This is a genomic window from Labrys sp. KB_33_2, from assembly GCF_052114505.1.
Taxonomy (GTDB): Bacteria; Pseudomonadota; Alphaproteobacteria; order Rhizobiales; family Labraceae; genus Labrys.
The window spans coordinates 1-19,016 of the sequence record NZ_JBFREW010000035.1; the positions used below are offsets into that span (position 1 = coordinate 1).

General features: G+C 63.0%; 14 protein-coding genes and 1 pseudogene. 6 read left to right on the forward strand and 9 right to left on the reverse strand.

The annotated features are described in order from the left end of the window. Window positions 1-867: 867 nt before the first annotated feature. From AB4037_RS33580 to AB4037_RS33590, 3 genes are all read left to right on the forward strand, one after another. Window positions 868-2,808 carry a M23 family metallopeptidase gene (locus AB4037_RS33580; protein WP_434959577.1) on the forward strand — a complete coding sequence of 647 codons (1,941 nt, stop codon included), beginning with the start codon at window positions 868-870 and terminating at the stop codon, window positions 2,806-2,808. Window positions 2,809-2,938: 130 nt separating this feature from the next. After that, the gene (locus AB4037_RS33585) at window positions 2,939-4,237 is read left to right on the forward strand and encodes an ATP-binding protein (protein ID WP_441774514.1); all 1,299 of its coding nucleotides are present in this window, start codon (window positions 2,939-2,941) and stop codon (window positions 4,235-4,237) included. Next, window positions 4,218-4,760, forward strand: coding sequence for a response regulator transcription factor (locus AB4037_RS33590; protein WP_441774515.1), 543 nt, complete (start codon window positions 4,218-4,220; stop codon window positions 4,758-4,760). Before AB4037_RS33585 ends, AB4037_RS33590 begins: the two co-directional genes overlap by 20 nt. Before the next feature lie 4 nt (window positions 4,761-4,764). Here the strand turns inward: AB4037_RS33590 and AB4037_RS33595 are convergent, their stop codons facing one another. From AB4037_RS33595 to cyoA, 5 genes are all read right to left on the reverse strand, one after another. Then, entirely contained in the window at window positions 4,765-5,436 is a 672-nt protein-coding gene (locus tag AB4037_RS33595) for an SURF1 family protein (RefSeq protein ID WP_441774516.1), read from the reverse strand. 172 nt (window positions 5,437-5,608) lie between these two features. Further along, on the reverse strand, window positions 5,609-5,998 hold the full coding sequence (cyoD, locus tag AB4037_RS33600) for a cytochrome o ubiquinol oxidase subunit IV (RefSeq protein ID WP_441774517.1): 390 nt from the start codon (window positions 5,996-5,998) through the stop codon (window positions 5,609-5,611). Further along, complete coding sequence (gene cyoC / locus AB4037_RS33605; RefSeq protein ID WP_441774524.1) at window positions 5,995-6,621, reverse strand: cytochrome o ubiquinol oxidase subunit III; 627 nt, start codon at window positions 6,619-6,621, stop codon at window positions 5,995-5,997. The genes cyoD and cyoC overlap by 4 nt, the downstream gene beginning before the upstream one ends. 17 nt (window positions 6,622-6,638) lie before the next feature. After that, window positions 6,639-8,645 carry a cytochrome o ubiquinol oxidase subunit I gene (cyoB, locus tag AB4037_RS33610; RefSeq protein WP_441774518.1) on the reverse strand — a complete coding sequence of 669 codons (2,007 nt, stop codon included), beginning with the start codon at window positions 8,643-8,645 and terminating at the stop codon, window positions 6,639-6,641. A 28-nt stretch (window positions 8,646-8,673) separates the two neighbouring features. After that, the gene (cyoA, locus tag AB4037_RS33615; protein ID WP_441774519.1) at window positions 8,674-9,858 is read right to left on the reverse strand and encodes a ubiquinol oxidase subunit II; all 1,185 of its coding nucleotides are present in this window, start codon (window positions 9,856-9,858) and stop codon (window positions 8,674-8,676) included. Window positions 9,859-10,347: 489 nt separating this feature from the next. Between cyoA and AB4037_RS33620 the strand changes: the two genes are divergently transcribed. Further along, complete coding sequence (locus AB4037_RS33620; protein WP_441774520.1) at window positions 10,348-11,682, forward strand: MFS transporter; 1,335 nt, start codon at window positions 10,348-10,350, stop codon at window positions 11,680-11,682. Window positions 11,683-11,829: 147 nt separating this feature from the next. Here the strand turns inward: AB4037_RS33620 and AB4037_RS33625 are convergent, their stop codons facing one another. From AB4037_RS33625 to AB4037_RS33635, 3 genes are all read right to left on the reverse strand, one after another. Then, complete coding sequence (locus tag AB4037_RS33625; protein WP_441774525.1) at window positions 11,830-12,537, reverse strand: DUF899 family protein; 708 nt, start codon at window positions 12,535-12,537, stop codon at window positions 11,830-11,832. Window positions 12,538-12,791: 254 nt separating this feature from the next. Next, entirely contained in the window at window positions 12,792-15,392 is a 2,601-nt protein-coding gene (gene clpB / locus AB4037_RS33630) for an ATP-dependent chaperone ClpB (protein WP_441774521.1), read from the reverse strand. A gap of 184 nt (window positions 15,393-15,576) precedes the next feature. Next, window positions 15,577-16,122, reverse strand: coding sequence for a cytochrome b (locus AB4037_RS33635; RefSeq protein ID WP_441774522.1), 546 nt, complete (start codon window positions 16,120-16,122; stop codon window positions 15,577-15,579). Between the two features lie 253 nt (window positions 16,123-16,375). Between AB4037_RS33635 and zwf the strand changes: the two genes are divergently transcribed. Together zwf and AB4037_RS33645 are read left to right on the forward strand one after the other, a co-directional pair. Then, window positions 16,376-17,836 (forward strand): glucose-6-phosphate dehydrogenase, encoded by a 1,461-nt coding sequence (gene zwf, locus AB4037_RS33640; RefSeq protein ID WP_434959567.1) that lies wholly within the window; start codon window positions 16,376-16,378, stop codon window positions 17,834-17,836. Between the two features lie 194 nt (window positions 17,837-18,030). Then, complete coding sequence (locus AB4037_RS33645; RefSeq protein WP_441774523.1) at window positions 18,031-18,801, forward strand: transporter substrate-binding domain-containing protein; 771 nt, start codon at window positions 18,031-18,033, stop codon at window positions 18,799-18,801. A gap of 82 nt (window positions 18,802-18,883) precedes the next feature. On the opposite strand, the pseudogene AB4037_RS33650 reads toward AB4037_RS33645, so the two are convergent. Then, a pseudogene (locus tag AB4037_RS33650) lies at window positions 18,884-19,016 on the reverse strand (IS630 family transposase); the annotation flags it as partial.

A 19,016-nucleotide genomic window follows, 5' to 3' on the forward strand; every position in this document is an offset into this window, starting at 1 on the left:
CAATAATCCACCAACTTCACAGCTGATAAACCATCGATGGCTCTTGAATACATAGTACGCCGTTGTCTCTTTCGATGCCAGTCTCCCAGCATCCGCAAGGACATCGTCGCCTACGCTTCTCTTTCTTCCGATGCAATTGTCAAATAGCAGGAACGAGCTGAACCCGTTCAATCTTCCAGACGCCTCGCCGCCCCAGTTTTCACCAGGTTCAGAACCTTGCGATCTTAAGCAGAAGAGGCAACAAATCAGCCCCGCCGCTCATTCGCGGCAGCGCCGTCCGTCGATGGGTGCTGTATAGAGGGGCTCTTTCCGCCCGTCAACAGCCGATTTCATTTTTTTGACGGTTGCGTGACGCTTTTTTTGAAAGCCTGTGGAGGGATTCTCGGCGTCTTCAACTAACCCATTGTCCAAACATGGGTATTCGGGATGGCCATTTCAACCCCGCCGCCGCGCGCCCTGATCGGAGGCTGCTTACCTCCCTAACGCAGCCACCTCTGCCCTGCTTTCAGCAGAGGTATCGCCCCCCGCGCGTGATCTATGATTCAGCCCATGAAATCTGGCCCATGAACCCGTCCCCAGCCCTCCCCTCCAGACGCAGCCCGATCAGGAATTCTGCCCCTGGATTCGTGGAATTGTCATACACCGCCCCAAATCGGCCCAATTGATCAGGGGTTAAGATGGATCTGGAATTGACCGGCGCGCCCGGCTAGGGCACGGTCCGCCCCCAAGGAAGGGGGCAAACTTCCTACCAACCATGCGCGCCGCCTCACGCTTTGGCGTTTTGGGTTCAGCGTATTTCTGGCGGAACTATCGAATTTGTCACCACGGACGACGTATAGAGACAGGCGGCAGGATCGGTACGGGATCGTGGATCCCGGAACGCAGGCGCCGCTTTCGGCGGATGGCGGGCGCGCGCCCGACCGGCGCAAGGTCTCGATCCGCTGGCTGACGGGTACGGTCCTCACCGGCCTGTGCGGCGCCGGCTTGATGGGTGGGGCGGTCTATGCCGCTCTGGACGGCGAATACAGCGTGGGCCATGCACCGCAGATCGCCCCCAGCGTCGTGCGCGACAGCGAGGCCCAAACCTCCACCCAAAAGACCGATCGCATCCTGATCCAGACCGATACGATGGAAGCCCATCAGGTCATTCGCGTCTCCACCACCACGAAAGTGGGTGACAAGGACGTCATCAAGGTCAAGCCCTTCGCGCGCGTACTCTCGAGCCTGCAGATTGCCTCCGGGCCGTTCTCTTCCCAAGTGCCGCCTTATAATCCCCAGGCTCTGTCCGCCGATCCGGACGCAGCCCTGGCGCCCGCCGCGCCCCATGTCGAGCAAGCGCCCGATGACGGCGAGGTCACCGTGGCCAGCCGCGACCTGGTCGGCGTGAACTTCCAACCGACCTCCGGTCCCCTGCTGCCGGACGAGCAGGTGCTCGCTCTGGTGCGGGCAAAGACCCAGGGCAGCGATCCCTCGGCCGCGATCATCCCGCCACAATTCGTAGCACTCGCCGCCGACGACGACCGCGCCGAAAGCGCGGACCTCACGGCACTGCGCGAGACCGACGTGCAGACCGACCCCGACTCGGCGCTCAAGATCACCATCGTGCCCGAGAACTTCACCAATATCGCCAAGACGACGCCCGAGGTCTCCTCCCGCGAACAGACCATCACGGTTGAAGATAAGGACACGCTCGCCGCCATTCTGGGGCGCCTGGGTGCAACGCCGCAGGAGGTCCAGGAAATCGCCAAGGCGCTCGGCGATGCCGGCAAGCTGCATGGCGGGCTGCGCCTGCGGGTTCTGGTGGCGCCAGGCGGGGATGAGGACGCCCACTCCCGGCCCGTACGCCTGTCGGTCTATAACGCCGACAAGCATCTTGGCACCGTGGTGCTCGCCGATACCGGCGGCTATGTCTCAGTGCAGGATCCGAGTTCGACCGACATCGCCGCCAACGCCCAGGACAATCAGGGTGGCGGCGACGAGGATGAAGGCGACAGCGGCACGGGTATCCGCCTCTATTACTCCATCTATGAGACGGCCCTGAAGCAGCAGGTGCCCAAGGAGATGATCGAAAGGCTGCTGCGCGTCTATGCCTATGACGTCGATCTCACCCGCCATACCCGACCGGGCGACAATTTCGAGCTGTTCTACGAGCAGGACGAGGCCGGCAACCCAGTCGGCGACATCCTCTATACGGCGCTGACCGTCAATGGCGAGCTCAAGCGCTACTATCATTTTGCCAGTCCCGACGATGGCCAGGTCGACTATTACGACGAGGACGGCAAGTCGGCGCGCAAGTTCCTGACGCGCAAGCCGATCAATGGCGGCGAGATGCGTTCCACCTTCGGCATGCGGCGCCACCCGATCCTCGGCTATTACAAGATGCATACCGGTGTCGACTGGGCCGACCGCGTCGGCACGCCGATCCTGGCCACCGGCAACGGCACCATCGTCAAATCCGGCTGGACCAATGGCTACGGCCGGCACATCGAGATCCAGCACGCCAACGGCTATCTCTCGACCTATTCGCACATGAACAGCTTCGCCTCAGGCACAGGAGTCGGAGCCAAGGTCAAGATGGGCCAGGTCATCGGCTATCTCGGCCAGTCGGGCCTGGCGACCGGCCCGCACATCCACTACGAAGTGAAGATCAACGGCAGCTTCGTCGACCCAATGCGCATCAAGCTGCCGCAGGGACGTGAGCTCAATGGCGACCTGCTCGCCACCTTCAGGGCCGAGCGCGACCGCATCAACGCCCTGATGAGCAAGGCGCCCGTCGCCGAGATCGCGACCGGCATCAACAAGAGCTGAGGCCCGGCCCGCCGCCATCGTTATGGGAACTGGGGCCCGCCGCCGGCATCTGGCGGCGGCGGATCTCTGTCTTGCGGCATTTTCGCCGACAGAGCTGCCGCAGGACGGCGAGACGCTATAGTAAGGCATCATGACCGCCATCCGCGACACCACCGACCAGAAAAACCTCGCCTTGCTGATCCAGCTGCGCTGGCTAGCCGTTATCGGGCAGGTGATCACCATCCTGTTCGTCGATCTCGTGCTCAACATTCCCCTGCCGCTATTCGAGATGGCGGTCGTGATCGGTTTTCTGGTGGCGCTCAACGTCGTTGGTGTCCTCAGGCTGCGCAGCCAGGGCCTGGTGGGCAATACCGAGCTCTTCCTCGAGCTGATGCTCGATGTCGCCGCACTCACCGTGCAGCTCTATCTCAGCGGCGGCGCCTCCAACCCCTTCATCTATCTCTATCTCCTGCAGGTCATCATCGGCGGTGTCCTGCTGGAAGCCTGGTCGACCTGGACGCTGCTCGCGGCCACCAGCGCCTGTTTCGTCGGCTTGGCGACCTTCAACCGACCTTTGCCAATGCCGGCGGCGCCAAAGGGCACCGATCTGGCCGACCTGCATGTCCAGGGCACCTTCATCTGCTTCGTGCTGGCGGCAGTCCTGCTGGTATTCTTCGTCACCCGCATCAACCGCAACCTGCGCGCCCGCGACGCCCATCTGGCGAGCCTGCGTCAGCAATCGGCCGAGGAGGATCATATCGTCCGCATGGGCCTGCTCGCCTCGGGCGCCGCCCATGAACTCGGCACACCACTGGCAACCCTCTCGGTGATCCTGAGCGACTGGCAGCGCATGGAGATGTTCAGGCAGGACGAGGAGGTCGCGGCCGAGCTTGCCGAAATGCGCGGCCAGCTCGACCGCTGCAAGACGATCGTCACCGGTATCCTGATGTCATCGGGCGAAGTGCGCGGCGAAGGCACGCGGCGCACCAGCGTGCTCAGCTTCTTCGACGAACTCGTGGAGGAATGGCGCACCAGCCGTTCCCCTGCCCGCCTTGACTACAACAACACCTTCGGCACCGATGTCTCCATCGTCTCGGACGACGCCCTCAAGCAGGTGGTGTTCAACATCTTCGACAATGCGCTCGAAGCCTCGCCCAATTGGGTGGGCATCGCCCTGGAGCGGCGCGGCGACCGGCTCACGCTCTCTGTCACCGACGCAGGGCCGGGTTTCGGCAAGGACATACTGGATCAACTCGGCAAACCCTATAATTCCAGCAAGAATCGGCCGGGCGGCGGGCTCGGCCTGTTCCTGGTCGTCAACGTCGCCCGCAAACTCGGCGGCACCCTCACGGCCAAGAATCTGCTGAATGGCGGCGCACTGGTCGAGCTGACCCTGCCGATGGCGACACTGTCGCCCGAAGGAGTAACCGATGGCATCCTCCCCGGCTGAACGCCGCCTCATCATCGTCGAGGACGATGCGACCTTCGCCCGAACCTTGCGCAAATCCTTCGAGCGGCGAGACTATGTCGTCGAAGTCGCCGCCGGCCTCGAGCCGATGCAAGCCTTGCTCCAACACCACGCGCCGGATTTTGCCGTGGTCGACCTCAAGCTGGCCGGCGGCTCGGGCCTGGAATGCGTGAAGGCGCTGCATGGTCATAACCCCGCCATGAAGATCGTGGTGCTGACGGGGTTTGCCTCCATCGCCACCGCCGTCGAGGCAATCAAGCTCGGAGCCTGCCACTATCTGGCCAAGCCCTCCAACACCGACGATATCGAAGCAGCCTTCCAGCGCAGCGACGGCGACGCCAGCGTGCCGATGACACAGACCCCGACCTCCATCAAGAATCTTGAATGGGAACGCATCCATGAGACGCTGGTGGAGACGGAGTTCAACATTTCCGAAACCGCGCGCCGCCTCGGCATGCATCGACGCACCCTGGCGCGCAAGCTGGAGAAACGGCGGCTGAAGTGAGGGATTATCCTGCTCTCCTCTCACGCACGGTATAGGCCAGCCCGCCGAGTGCCATGAGGGCGAGAGCGAACCAGGTCAATGCGTAGACCAGATGGTTGTTGGGCAGGTCGACCACCGTCATGCCGCCGGTCGGAATTTCGCCGGCCTGCCGCCGCTCGGCGTCGATGAAATAGGGCGCCACCGTGCCGAGCCCACGGGCGACGGCGATTTCAGCCACGTCGCGCGAATACCAGCGATCGGCGCCCGGATCATTGCTGCGCAGGAAGGCGCCCCTGGGCTCGCTGAGCCGCAGCAGCCCGGTTACCTCGGCCGGCCGAGCAGCATTGCCGGCCTTGGCGCGCTCCTCCGGCAGCACGAAGCCGCGATTGACGAGCACCAGGAAGCCCTGCTCGGTCTTCAGGGGCGACAACGTCCAGAAGCCGCCTCCCCGCGCGGTGGTGGCCTGCACGAAGACGGGTGGACGGTCCAGAAATTCGCCCGCGAGGCGGATACGGCGATAGGCATCCTTGTCCGCCGCGATGGCGGGCCACGCTTCGGGTCCGGGCGGCGGCGCAGGCTCGGCATGGATACGGGCATCGATGCGGGCGATCAGGCCCTGCTTCCAGCCCAGGCGCTGGACCTGCCAGACGCCCAGCGCGCAAAAGCCCGCAAAGGCGACGATGAGCGCCGCCACCATGACGGTGAAACCACGTCGCGAACGTGGTGGCCGAGCCGGCCGGCCACCCTCTGGAGCAAAGTGCGATGTCTCTGAATCACACTTTCTCTCCGACTCTTCGCTTTGACGCGTTTTCTTAATCGAAAAGTCTGCCAACTTTTCTGGAAAACGCTCAGCGGTCATCGCAGCAGGCTCACGGCATGTTGCGCATGTCATGCGCCGAGATCGGCATCATGTTGTTGACGAGGTGATACATGACCCACAGCGAGCCCGTCAGCGTGATCACCACCAGCACGATGGTGAAGATCAGAGCCATCAGGTTCCAGCCACCCTCGGACTTGGCATCCATGTGCAGGAAATAGATCATGTGCACGACGATCTGGATCACCGCCAGGGAGATCACGATCAGCGAGGTCGCGACCTTCGATTCGAGCGCGCCCGTCATCACCAGCCAGAACGGGATGAAGGTCAGCACCACCGAGAGGCCGAAGCCGATCAGGTAGCTCTTGCGCGAGCCATGCGAGGAGCCATGCCCGTCATGATGGGCGTCTTGGTGCGAGTCTTGGTGGGTGTGGGCGCTCATCGCAGCATCCCCATCAGATAGACATAGGTGAAGACGCCGATCCAGATGACGTCCAGGAAGTGCCAGAACAGGCTCAGGCACATGAGGCGGCGGCGGTTCGCCGTGGTCAGGCCGTAGCGGGCGACCTGCACCATCAAAGTGAACAGCCAGAGAATGCCGGTGGAAACGTGCAGGCCGTGCGTAGAGACCAGCGTGTAGAAGGCGGAAAGGAAGCCACTGCGCTGTGGCGTCGCCCCCTCATGGATCATATGCGAGAATTCGTAGAGCTCGATGCCGACGAAAGCCATACCGAACAACGCGGTGACCAAGAGCCAGGCCTGGGTCGAGCCGACCTTGCTTTCCTGCATCGAGATCATGGCAAAGCCATAGGTGATGGAGGAGAGCAGCAGCATGGTGGTGTTCAACGCCACCAGTTTCAGGTCGAACAGGTCCTTGGGCGAAGGACCGGCAGCGTAATTGCCGCCCAGCACGCCATAGGTGGCGAACAGGATCGCAAAGATCAGGCAGTCGCTCATCAGATAGATCCAGAAGCCGAGCATGGTGCTCGACCCTTCCGGATGATGCGGTTCTTCCGGCAGATGGAAGACCGGCGCTCGGCTTTCCTCGGCCCCTGTCTGCGGCATCAGGATGGTCTGCGACATCAGCGTTCTCCTGCCGCCAGCAGATTTGTGCGGGCATTCTCGGCGGTGGCCACCTCCTCGGCGGGAATGTGGAAGTCGCGGTTGTAGTTGAAGGTGTGAATGATGACCGCAGCCAGCAGGGCAACGAAGCTGGCGATCGCGAGCCACCAGACATACCAGATCATGGCGACGGCGCAGACCGCGCTCAACCCGGCCAGGACGATGCCCGCGCCGGTGTTCTTGGGCATGTGGATGGGCTTGTAGCCTTCCAGTGGCCGCTTGTAGCCGCGGCGCTTCATGTCCTCCCAGGCATCGAGATCATGCACCACCGGCGTGAAGGCGAAATTGTAGGCCGGCGGCGGCGAAGAGGTCGACCATTCCAGCGTGCGCGCGTTCCAGGGGTCGCCGGTGGTATCCTTGAGGGACTCCCGCTTCTTGAAGCTGACATAGAACTGCATCAGCGAAGCGGCGATGCCGATGGCGATCAGACCGGCGCCGCAAGCGGCGATCACGAACCAGATCTGCAGGGACGGATCCTCGAAATGACTGACGCGCCGGGTCACACCCATCAGGCCGAGGATGTAGAGCGGCATGAAGGCGACCCAGAAGCCGATGACCCAGCACCAGAACGAGACCTTGCCCCAGAATGGATCGAGCCGGAAGCCGAAGACCTTGGGGAACCAGTAGTTGATGCCGGCGAACATGCCGAACAGCACGCCGCCGATGATCACATTGTGGAAATGCGCGATCAGGAACAGCGAATTGTGCAGTACGAAGTCGGCTGGCGGCACCGCCAGCAGCACGCCCGTCATGCCGCCGATCACGAAGGTGAGCATGAAGGCCAGCGTCCACATCATCGGCAACTCGAAGCGGATGCGGCCGCGATACATGGTGAACAGCCAGTTGAAGATCTTCGCGCCGGTCGGGATCGAGATCACCATGGTGGTGATGCCGAAGAAGGAGTTCACGCTGGCGCCCGAGCCCATGGTGAAGAAGTGATGCAGCCAGACCAGATAGGACAGGATGGTGATCACCACCGTGGCGTAGACCATCGAGGTGTAACCGAACAGACGCTTGCCGCAGAAGGCCGCCGTCACTTCCGAGAAGATGCCGAAGGCCGGCAGGATGAGGATATAGACCTCCGGATGACCCCAGATCCAGATGAGGTTCACATACATCATCGGATTGCCGCCGAGGTCATTGGTGAAGAAGTTGGTGCCGACATAGCGGTCGAGCGACAACAAGGCGAGCACGGCCGTCAGCACCGGGAAGGCGGCGACGATGAGGACGTTGGTGCACAGCGCAGTCCAGGTGAAGACGGGCATGCGCATCATCGTCATGCCGGGCGCACGCAGCTTGACGATGGTGGCGATCAGGTTGACGCCCGATAACAGCGTCCCCACGCCCGCCACCTGCAGGCCCCAGATGTAATAGTCGACCCCGACATCCGGACTATAGGCGATACCCGACAGCGGCGGATAGGCGAGCCAGCCCGTCTTGGCGAATTCACCGACGAACAGCGACATCATGATGATGGCTGCGCCCGCCGCGGTCATCCAGAACGAGAAATTGTTGAGGAAGGGGAAGGAGACGTCGCGCGCGCCGATCTGCAGCGGCACCACGAAGTTCATGAAGCCGGTGACGAAGGGCATCGCCACGAAGAAGATCATGATGACGCCATGCGCCGTGAAGACCTGGTCGTAGTGATGCGGCGGCAGATAGCCCTGGGATCCGCCGAAGGCGAGCGCCTGCTGCAGGCGCATCATGATCGCGTCGGAAAAACCGCGCAGCAGCATGACCAGCGCCAGCACGATATACATAACGCCGATGCGCTTGTGATCGACGCTGGTGAACCATTCGCGCCATAGATAGCCCCAGGCGCGGAAATAGGTCAGGACCCCGAGAAGGCCGAGGCCGCCGATGGCGACACCAATGAAGGTTACGACCAGTATCGGCTCGTGATAGGGGATGGCTTCCAGTGTAAACCGACCGAAGATCGGGCTGACTGCAACCGTTTCAGAAGACATGGGTATCCGCTCTTGAATGAGGTTGCACTTAACCGGGCTGGGCAGCGGAGAGCTGCGACGGCTGGCTGGAGGCAGACGGGATGGAAAGGCTGGCGCCGGTGAGGCCGGCGGGCTTGGGACTCAACGCCGGAACGCCGCGCTTCCAAGTATCGAGCGCACCGGACCGCGGCACCTCGCAATAGGAGGAAACGAAATAGGGTTCGGGGCCGAACACCGCGCCACGGCGGGCATATTTGTCGTAGAGCAGCGGGCGGACATTGTTGATGCCTTCCTTGCCGAGGCCCCCCTGAGCATCGACCGACATCATCTTGTCCATGCACATCTTGTTGGCGTCGACGCACATGTTCAGGATGGCGTGATAGAGGTCATCGGCGACGGAACTGTAATGGCGCACGGGCACGTTCTGGCTCGGCTTCTCCAGAGCGAGATAGGCCGGGCGGTCGAGGGCGCCGGCATCGCCGGCACGGACCTTGGCGACCCACTGGTCGAAGCCGGCCTGGTCGAGCCCATGGAAGCGGAAGCGCATGCCCGAGAAGCCCGCGCCGCTGTAATTGGACGAGATGCCTTCATATTCTCCGGGTGCGTTGATCACCGCGTGCAGCTTGGTCTCCATGCCCGGCATGGCATAGATCATGCCTGCCAGGGCCGGCACATAGAAGGAGTTCATCACGGCCGAGGCGGTGATCTTGAAATTGATCGGCCGGTCGACCGGCGCCGCCATCTCGTTGACGCTGGCCACGCCATATTCGGGGTAGATGAACAGCCATTTCCAGTCGAGCGCGACGACCTGGACCTCCAGAGGCTTGACCTCCTTGGTCACCGGCCTGCCCGCGGCCACGCGTTCGAGCGGCCTATAGGGGTCGAGCAGATGCGTTCCGGTCCAGGTGATCGCCCCCAGAATGATGACGATCAGCAGCGGCGCCGCCCAGATCACCAGCTCAAGCTGGGTGGAATGGTCCCAATCGGGCTCATAGCGCGCCGCCTTGTTGGACTGGCGATAGCGCCAGGCGAACAGCACCGTCAGCGCCATCACCGGTATGATGATCACCAGCATCAGCACAGTAGAGAACACCAGGAGATCGCGCTGCTGGGCGGCGATGTCGCCTGACGGGCTGAGCACCACGGCATTGCAGCCCGCGAGCAGGCCCATAAGAGGCAGGGCCAGGGCGAGGCGCGCAAGCTTGCGCAAGCGGACGGAGCTAAGGAACGGCATTCGGGATAGCATTCGCATGTCGTGCCGATACGCCTCCGGTTCCAGGCTGCCCATTGGACATTTTGTCCAATGACAATATCATCGTGAAGACGGCAATAGGTACGCAAGGGACCCCCATACTGCACGGCTTCCGTCGAGCGGGCTAGGGTCTTTGGACAGGTATGGGTTCGGACAGGGTGCGAGCGATCCTGGCAGATGATGTCCGCACTTGCCTAGCAAGTGCGTGGGAGCGCGGAGACGCAAGCTCGGTGGCTTGCTGCGATGCGCGCGCCCCTCGTCGGTCAAAAGTGCCCCGGAGGCGGTGAGGTGAACAAGGACCATCTGCAGTGTCGCAACATGCGCCAAAGGCAGATGTCTTGGAGGCAGATGTCTTGGAGACAGATGTCTTGGCGCCGCGCTGCTCCTCCCCTATGGTTCTTTTGACCTCATCCTGCTCCAAACCATATCTGTCCAAGGACCCCAGGGGTCTTTGGAGAAAGCCGAGGGACGATGAGCACCACGACTTCCATGCATCCGGCCGGGGCAGCGGGCCAGCACGGCGCCAGGCGCCACACCATCACGCCGAGCGAGATCGCCATCGGCGTGATCATCGGCCGGACGTCGGAATATTTCGACTTCTTCGTCTATGCCATCGCCTCCGTGCTGGTGTTCCCCAAGCTTGCCTTCCCGCATCACGATGCGCTGACGGGCATGCTCTATTCCTTCGCGATCTTCGCTCTCGCCTTCATCGCGCGCCCCTTCGGGTCGGCGCTGTTCACCCTGTTCGACCGGCATTATGGCCGCGAGGTCAAGCTGACCATCGCGCTCTTCCTGCTGGGCGGCTCCACCGCGGCGATCGCCTTCCTGCCCAATCACGGCACTGTCGGCGCCTGGGCCGGCGTGCTGCTGGCGCTGCTGCGCATCGGCCAGGGCATTGCGCTCGGCGGCAGCTGGGACGGCCTGCCCGCCTTGCTCAGTTTGAACGCCCCCGAAGGCCAGCGTGGCTGGTGGGCCATGATCCCGCAGCTCGGCGCCCCGCTCGGCCTGATCGTCGCCAGCGGCCTGTTCGCCTTTTTCTACACCACGCTCGATGCGGCGGATTTCATCGACTGGGGCTGGCGCTATCCCTTCTTCGTGGCCTTCGCCATCAATGTGGTGGCGTTGTTCTCGCGGCTGCGCATCGTCGCCACACCCGAATACGACGAGATGTTCCAGAGCCAGGAACTACAGCCCAAGCCGATCCTGGAGACGGTGGGCGCGCAGGGGCGCACCATCATCATCGGCTCCTTCGCGCCACTGGCGAGTTTTGCCCTGTTCCACATGGTGACGGTGTTCCCGCTCGCCTGGGTGGTGCTGGAAACCAACGAAAGCCCGGTCCAGTTCCTGGTGATCGAGATTTTCAGCGCCCTGTTCGGCCTCGCCGCCATCGTCGCCTCCGGCCCGATCGCCGACCGCTTCGGCCGGCGCAACCTCATCGCCGTCTGCGCCATGGCGATCGCCATCTATTCGGGCTATGCGCCGCAATTGCTGAACGGCGGCCAGACGGGCGAGCTCATCTACATGATCGGCGGCTTCATCCTGCTCGGCCTCACCTTCGGCCAGGTCTCGGGCGCGGTGAACATGAACTTCCCGATCCAGTATCGCTACACCGGTGCGGCCCTGACCTCGGATCTCGCCTGGTTGTTCGGCGCCGGCTTCGCACCCTTCGTCGCACTGGCGCTGGCGACATGGTTCGGCCTCGCCTCCGCCGGCGTCTACCTGCTCTCGGGTGCGGTCTGCACGCTGATGGCGCTATGGATCAACCTCGAAAGCATCCGCCAGGGCACGCAGGATCCGAAGGATTGAGTTCTGATCCCGGCCTAGCTGAGATGGCCGTGCCTGGTTCGGTTCGAATCGACTAGCCCGGCCTTCTCAAAGGCATGTCAAAGACAAGATTGGCTCTGTAAGCGGGGTTCTCCCCGCCCAAATGCCGCGCAGCGTGATCTCTATCGGTCAATCGTAATCCACCTTCGGATACCAATGGGCATCTCGTCCCTCCGGCGTGGTGTCCAACACATTCCAAAGCGGCGTCAGGTCGGGCGCGCCACGCGGGTCCTGGCCCGGATCGGCCGTCACGCCACCCATCTCGCCGCCCCAGAAATGGCGAATGGAGCCGTCTCGCCGGGTAAAGACATTGTAGCCCGGATAGTCGCCATCCGAGCGCCAGGTCCCAAAATCGCGACCGAACTCGGCCGTTGTGTCGCTGTAGAGCGGCAAATGCCGCCAGCCGCGCTCACGCTTGAAATCGAGCAACCGCTCGATCGGGGCGCGGGCGACGACCGCGAGCGCAGCCCGCTGCTGGATATCCTGCGCATTACCCGCCAGCGCGCCGAGAAGCGCCGTGCACATCGGGCACGGGCGTTTGCGCTCGGGACCGAACATGTAGTTGTAGACGATCAAGCTTTCATGCTTGCCGAACAGATCGGCGAAGCGGACGGGGCCATTCTCTCCTTCGAACACATAGTTTTTTTCGACGGGGGCGCCCGGTGGCAATGCACGGCGCATCTCGGCCACGCGTTCAATGCGGCGGCGAAGTTCGATTTCCTCTGCAAGCAGAGCAGTTCGGGCACGGCGATACGCCTCGCTTTCATTCGGGATCCGGGCCTGGTTGAGAGCGGCCAGTTCGGTGGCGGGCTTCAGTCTGCCAACATCCGCAGTCATGCGATCCTCCTCGATTGCCGTCGATGACGCTACGCTCCAAGGACGTTTCTCAACGCGCAGACCCGACAACCCGGTTCCATTTTTAAAGCCAGCCACGCATTGGTGGGCCTGGTGGGTTATTCCAGTCGTGCGGCTACGGCCGTGGTGCCATTGGCTATCGAGGGCCGAGTTGCTGCAGTTCCGTTCCAGCGTGCGGCCCCAATGCAAAAGCGGGCCCGAAGGCCCACTTTCTCGTTTCGGCTTGCTGTAATTCCTTACGCCGCCCTGGCATTTACCGCCTGACCGCCGATGACCAAGCCCGAGCCTGTAGCGCCGATCTCGATGGTCACGCCGTCCTTCACCTTGCCGGAGAGGATCATCTCGGCCAGCGGATCCTGCACCAGGCGCTGGATCGTGCGCTTGAGCGGACGGGCACCATAGGCCGGGTCGTAGCCCTTGTCGGCAAGATAGGTCCTGGCGGCATCGTCGAGATGCAGCGTGATCTTGCGTTCGTCGAGCAGCTTCTGCAGCCGGGCCATCTGGATATCGACGATCGCGCCCATCTGCGCCTTCTTCAGGCGGTGGAACAGAATGATCTCGTCGACACGGTTGAGGAACTCCGGCCGGAAGTGGCTGCGCACCACGCTCATCACCTCCTCGCGCACCTTGTCCGAATCCTCGCCCTCCTTCTGGCTGACCAGATATTCGGCGCCGAGATTGGAGGTCATGATGATCAAGGTGTTGCGGAAGTCGACCGTACGGCCCTGCCCGTCCGTCAGTCGCCCGTCATCAAGCACCTGCAGGAGGACATTGAAGACATCGGGATGGGCCTTCTCGATCTCGTCGAACAGCACGACCTGATAGGGCCGGCGCCGCACGGCTTCGGTGAGGGCGCCGCCCTCGTCATAGCCGACATAGCCCGGAGGCGCGCCGATGAGCCTGCTCACCGAGTGCTTCTCCATATATTCGGACATGTCGAGGCGGATCATCGCCGTATCGTCGTCGAACAGGAAGCTTGCCAAAGCCTTGGTCAGTTCGGTCTTGCCGACGCCTGTCGGGCCCAGGAAGATGAGGGAGCCGATCGGCCGGTTGGGATCCTGCAGGCCGGCGCGGGCGCGCCGGACCGCGGTCGCGACCGCCTGCACGGCTTCGCCCTGACCGATCACCCTGGCTCCCAGCACGTCCTCCATGCGCAGGAGCTTGTCCTTCTCGCCCTCCAGCATCCGGTCGACGGGCACGCCCGTCCAGCGCGAGACCACCTGCGCGACATGATCCGCCGTCACGGCCTCCTCGACCATGCTGACCTTGCCTTCGGACGCCTCGACCTCCGTCAGCTCCTTTTCGAGCTTGGGGATGATGCCATAGGTCAATTCGCCCGCGCGCTGGTACTCGCCGCGGCGCTGGGCCTCGGCCAGTTCGTTCTTGGCCTTGTCGAGCTGGCCCTTGAGATCGGCGGCAAGGCCGAGCTTGTCCTTCTCGGACTTCCAGCGCTGGGTGAGCTCGGACGAACGCTCTTCCAGATCGGCCAGCTCCTTTTCGAGCTTGGTGAGACGGTCCTTGGAGGCGTCGTCATTCTCGCGCTTGAGGGCTTCCTGCTCGATCTTGAGCTGGACGATGCGCCGGTCGAGCTCGTCGAGCTCCTCGGGCTTGGAATCCACCTGCATGCGCAGCCGCGAGCCGGCCTCGTCGACAAGGTCAATGGCCTTGTCGGGCAGGAAGCGGTCGGTGATGTAGCGGTTGGAGAGCGTTGCCGCCGCCACGATGGCGCTGTCGGTGATGCGCACCTTGTGGTGCTGCTCATACTTCTCCTTCAGGCCGCGCAGGATGGAGATGGTGTCCTCCACCGTGGGCTCCTCGACGAAGACGGGCTGGAAACGCCGCGCCAAGGCCGGGTCCTTCTCGACATGCTTGCGATATTCGTCGAGCGTGGTGGCGCCGACGCAGTGCAGCTCACCGCGCGCCAGAGCGGGCTTGAGCAGATTGGAGGCGTCCATCGCCCCCTCGCCCTTGCCTGCGCCGACCAGCGTATGCATCTCGTCGATGAACAGGATGATCTCGCCATCGGCGGAGGTCACCTCGTTCAGGACAGCCTTCAAGCGCTCCTCGAACTCACCGCGATATTTGGCGCCGGCGATCAGCGCACCCATGTCGAGCGCCAGGAGAGCCTTGTCCTTCAGGCTTTCGGGCACGTCGCCATTGACGATGCGCAGCGCCAGGCCCTCGACGATCGCCGTCTTGCCGACGCCGGGCTCGCCGATCAGCACCGGGTTGTTCTTGGTGCGCCGCGACAGCACCTGGATGGTGCGGCGGATCTCCTCGTCGCGGCCGATCACCGGATCGAGCTTGCCCTCGCGAGCGTCGATGGTGAGGTCGCGGGCATATTTCTTCAGGGCGTCATAGGCGTTCTCGGCCGTGGCGCTATCGGCGGTGCGGCCCTTGCGCAGGGCCTCGATCGCCTTGTTGAGGTTTTGCGGCGTCGCGCCGGCAGCCGCCAGTGCCTTGCCGGCCTCTGTATCCTTTTCGACGGCGAGCGCCAGCAACAGCCGCTCGACCGTGACGAAGCTGTCGGAGGCCTTGTCGGCCGCCTTCTCAGCAGCCTCGAACACGCGGGCAAGCCCCGGCGTCAGATAGACCTGGCCAGCGCCGGTCCCCTGCACCTTGGGCAGCTTCTTCAAGGCAGCCTCGACGGCGTTCAGTGCCTGGCGCGAATTGCCGCCTGAGCGGTCGATCAGGCCCGCCGCCAGTCCCTCGGGATCATCGAGCAGGACTTTCAGGAGATGTTCGGGAGCAAATTGCTGATGCCCCTCGCGCAGCGCCAACGATTGCGCCGACTGAACAAAGCCTCTGGCACGTTCGGTATAGCGTTCAAAATTCATTCTCTATCCCTTCCAGCACGCCCGAAGACCCGTAGCATCGTCCAGGCGCCATACAGATTTGCGAACCCCGCAGGCATTCGCTGAGAATGATGTGGGGAGCCGGGTCGAAGCTACAAGAGGTATGGAAACAAGAGTCTGAGCCAGATCAAGAAAGAAGCCAAGCGGGGCGTCTCACCCGCTCGCACTACCGCGCCGAACGACCGGGAAGCATGCGCGTCAGGACATCGTCGCCCCGGACATAATGATGCCAGAGCGCTGCAACGGCGTGGAGGCCGGCCAAGACCAGGATCGCATCGGCGCATAGCTCGTGCGCGTCCTTGACCAGAAATGCCGGACCGCGATCGGGGACCATGGGCGCGGGTATGGTGAACAGGCCAAAAAAAGTAAGAGCATCTCCACGCAACCAGGTGAGAGTGATGCCGAGGCCGACGATACCGACCATCAGGAGATAAAGAAGGAGATGGGCACCCTTGGCCATTGCCATCTCGGCACCGGACATCGTCGAAGGCAGCGGGGGAGTTCCGAGCGCCAGGCGGGCGACGAGCCTGGCGGCAATCAGAGCCGTGAGCAGGAGGCCCAGCGAAATGTGGCTCCACCAGGCCAGGGCCCGGCCCGGATCGCCCTTCGCGAAGAACAAGCCGTTATAGGTAAGGCCATAGCAGGCCAGCACCAGTAGAAAGATCGCCCAATGCAGGGCCTTCTGGATGGGACGATATGATGAAGAAGGCATGGCTGGGCTCCAGATTAGATAAATTCTAATCTGTACAAGAGTGCGGCGGCGATATGGCGCTGGTGGTTTCCGCCGATTAATTTTGCGTCGCGCAGTTTTTCTGTCGGCCCTTGATCATCCCATCGGTCTATGCCCCTATTCCCGTCTCGAACCGGTATGGGGCACGGCGATGGCGGCTTCAGGCAAGGACGGGCCTGGAGCGGCCCGCGGCGTAGCGCGCCGGCGCAGTGCAAAATCAATGGGAACGAGAACCTTGATCAAGAATTCCTCGCGTGTCGGCCCGGGAAAGCCGCAGGTGGTGGTGCTGGTGGGCGCCACGGGCGACCTCTCTCGCCGCAAGCTGCTGCCGGGCCTGTTCCATCTCGCCAGCGCCGGCTTCATTCCCGGCTGCCGCATCATCGGCGTCTCGCTCGACGAGATCGATGCCGACGGCTTTCGCGCCATCGCGCGCGACTCCCTGGACAAATTCTCCACCCGCAAGGTCAGCCAAGCTGATTGGGAAGCCTTCGCCGCCAGTCTCGATTATGTGCCGATCAGCGCCGGCGCGGGGCCGGTGAAGGAAGCGGTGGCACGGGCCGAGGCGGAACTCGGCCCCGAGGCCCGGCGCGTGCATTATCTTTCCGTGCCGCCCAACGCCGCGCTCTCGGCCGTGCAGATGCTCTCGGAGGCCGGTCTGGTCGATCGCTGCCGCATCATCATGGAAAAGCCGTTCGGCACCGATCTCGCCAGCGCCGTCGCCCTCAACGCCCGTCTGCACGAGGTCTTCCACGAGAGCCAGATCTTCCGCATCGACCACTTCCTCGGCAAGGAGCCGGCCCAGAACATCCTGGCCTTCCGCTTCGCCAACGGCCTGTTCGAGCCGATCTGGAACCGCAATTTCATCGATCACGTCCAGATCGACGTGCCTGAGACATTGGGACTTTCAACCCGCGCCGCCTTCTACGAATCCACCGGCGCCTATCGTGACATGGTGGTGACGCATCTGTTCCAGATCCTCGCCTTCATGGCGATGGAGCCGCCGACCGCGCTGGAGCCGCAGCCGATCTCGGAAGAGAAGAACAAGGTGTTCCGCTCCATGGTGCCGATCGACCCGCGTGACGTGGTGCGCGGGCAATATCTCGGCTATCGCGAGGAACCGGGCGTCGACCCCGAAAGCGACACCGAGACCTTCATCGCCCTCAAATGCGCCATCGACAATTGGCGCTGGGCCGGCGTGCCCTTCTATTTACGCACCGGCAAGCGCTTGGCCGAGGGCCAGCGCATCATCTCGATCGCCTTCCGCGAACCGCCCAAGAGCATGTTCCCGGCGGGCTCGGGCGTAGGCGCGCAAGGCCCTGACCACCTCACCTTCGACCTCGCCGACGCCTCCAAGGTTTCGCTCTCCTTCTACGGCAAGCGCCCCGGCCCGGGCTTTCGGCTCGACAAGCTCTCCCTGCAATTCGCCCTCAGCGAAACAGGCCTGATCGGTGACGTGCTGGAGGCCTATGAGCGCCTGATCCTCGACGCCATGCGCGGCGACCACACGCTGTTCACCACGGCCGAGGGCATCGAGCGCCTCTGGGAAGTCTCCCAGCCTTTGCTGGAGAACCCGCCGCCCGTGCGTCTCTACGACCAGGGGAGCTGGGGCCCGAAATCCATCCATCAGCTCATCGCCCCCAATGCCTGGCGCCTGCCTTTCGAGCGAGTGTGGCGCAAGCCGGAGGGGAAGGGATGAGGCACTGGGCCAAACGTCCACCTTCATAACGCACGAAGCGCTCGACCGCCGGCAAACTGCCGGGTTGCACCGTCCTCCCGCCGATTGACCTGGTCGGACGAATAAGCTCTGTTGCCCGCGTGCCGGGGCCTGATCTCTCGGCCAAACCGTAACAAACGCCGACAGAGCGGGAACCGAGGGAGGACATTGGGTCCATGAAAATTGTCAATTTGAGCTTGCTGGCGGGCGCCGCCATTCTGGCGGGTCTGGCGACAGCGCAGGCCGACCCCGTCAAGATCAGCGTCTCGGCCGAGCCGATCCCGCCCTTCTTCTCGCTGGACGGCCAGGGCAACTGGCAGGGCTTTCTGCCCGACTATGCCAAGGCTGTGTGCAAGCAAGCCAAGCTCGATTGCGTGGTGGTGGCCACCGCCTGGGACGGTATCATGCCGGCGCTCCTCGCCAAGAAGATCGACGTGATCTGGGCCGGCATGTCGATCACGCCCGAGCGGCAGAAGCAGATCGCCTTCACCATCCCGATCTACAACACGCCGGTGGAGTTCATCGGCAACAAGGACGACAAGTTCGAATTTGTGCCTGGTGGCCTCAAGGGCAAGGCGGTCGGCGTGCAGACCAGCACCATCCACGCCCAATATGTGCAGAAGGCCTATCCGGACGCCGAGATTCGCAACTACGCCACGCTCGATGCCGCCATGGCGGATTTGGCGGCCGGGCGCATCGAGCTGGTACTGGGCGATGCCGATTCCGTTGGCCCGTTCCTGGAAGGCAAGGACGGCGCCTGCTGCGATTCCAAGGGCTTCCCCAAGGATCCCCTGTTCGAAGGCGGTATCGGCGGCGGCCTCCGCAAGGAGGACACCGAGCTGAAGACCAAGCTCGATGCCGGCATCAAGGCGGTCTATGCCAGCGGCGAGTTCAAGCAGATCGCCGGGAAGTACTTCAAATACGATATCGGCATGCCGCCCAAGTGAGAAACATCGCCTTCTCCCCTTGCGGGAGAAGGTCCCGGCAGGGGGATGAGGAGTGTCAGCCCAAGCCTAGCGCATCGGACATTTAATCGTACGCATATCCAGCGGCGTTAAGATAGTTCCAGCATTCTTTTGGGCTGAAGAGATCGCAGATATCGCCGATTGCGTTCCAGAGTTGTTCGAAAGTTCGAGCGGCAGCCGCCCTCAGATGGGCTTTG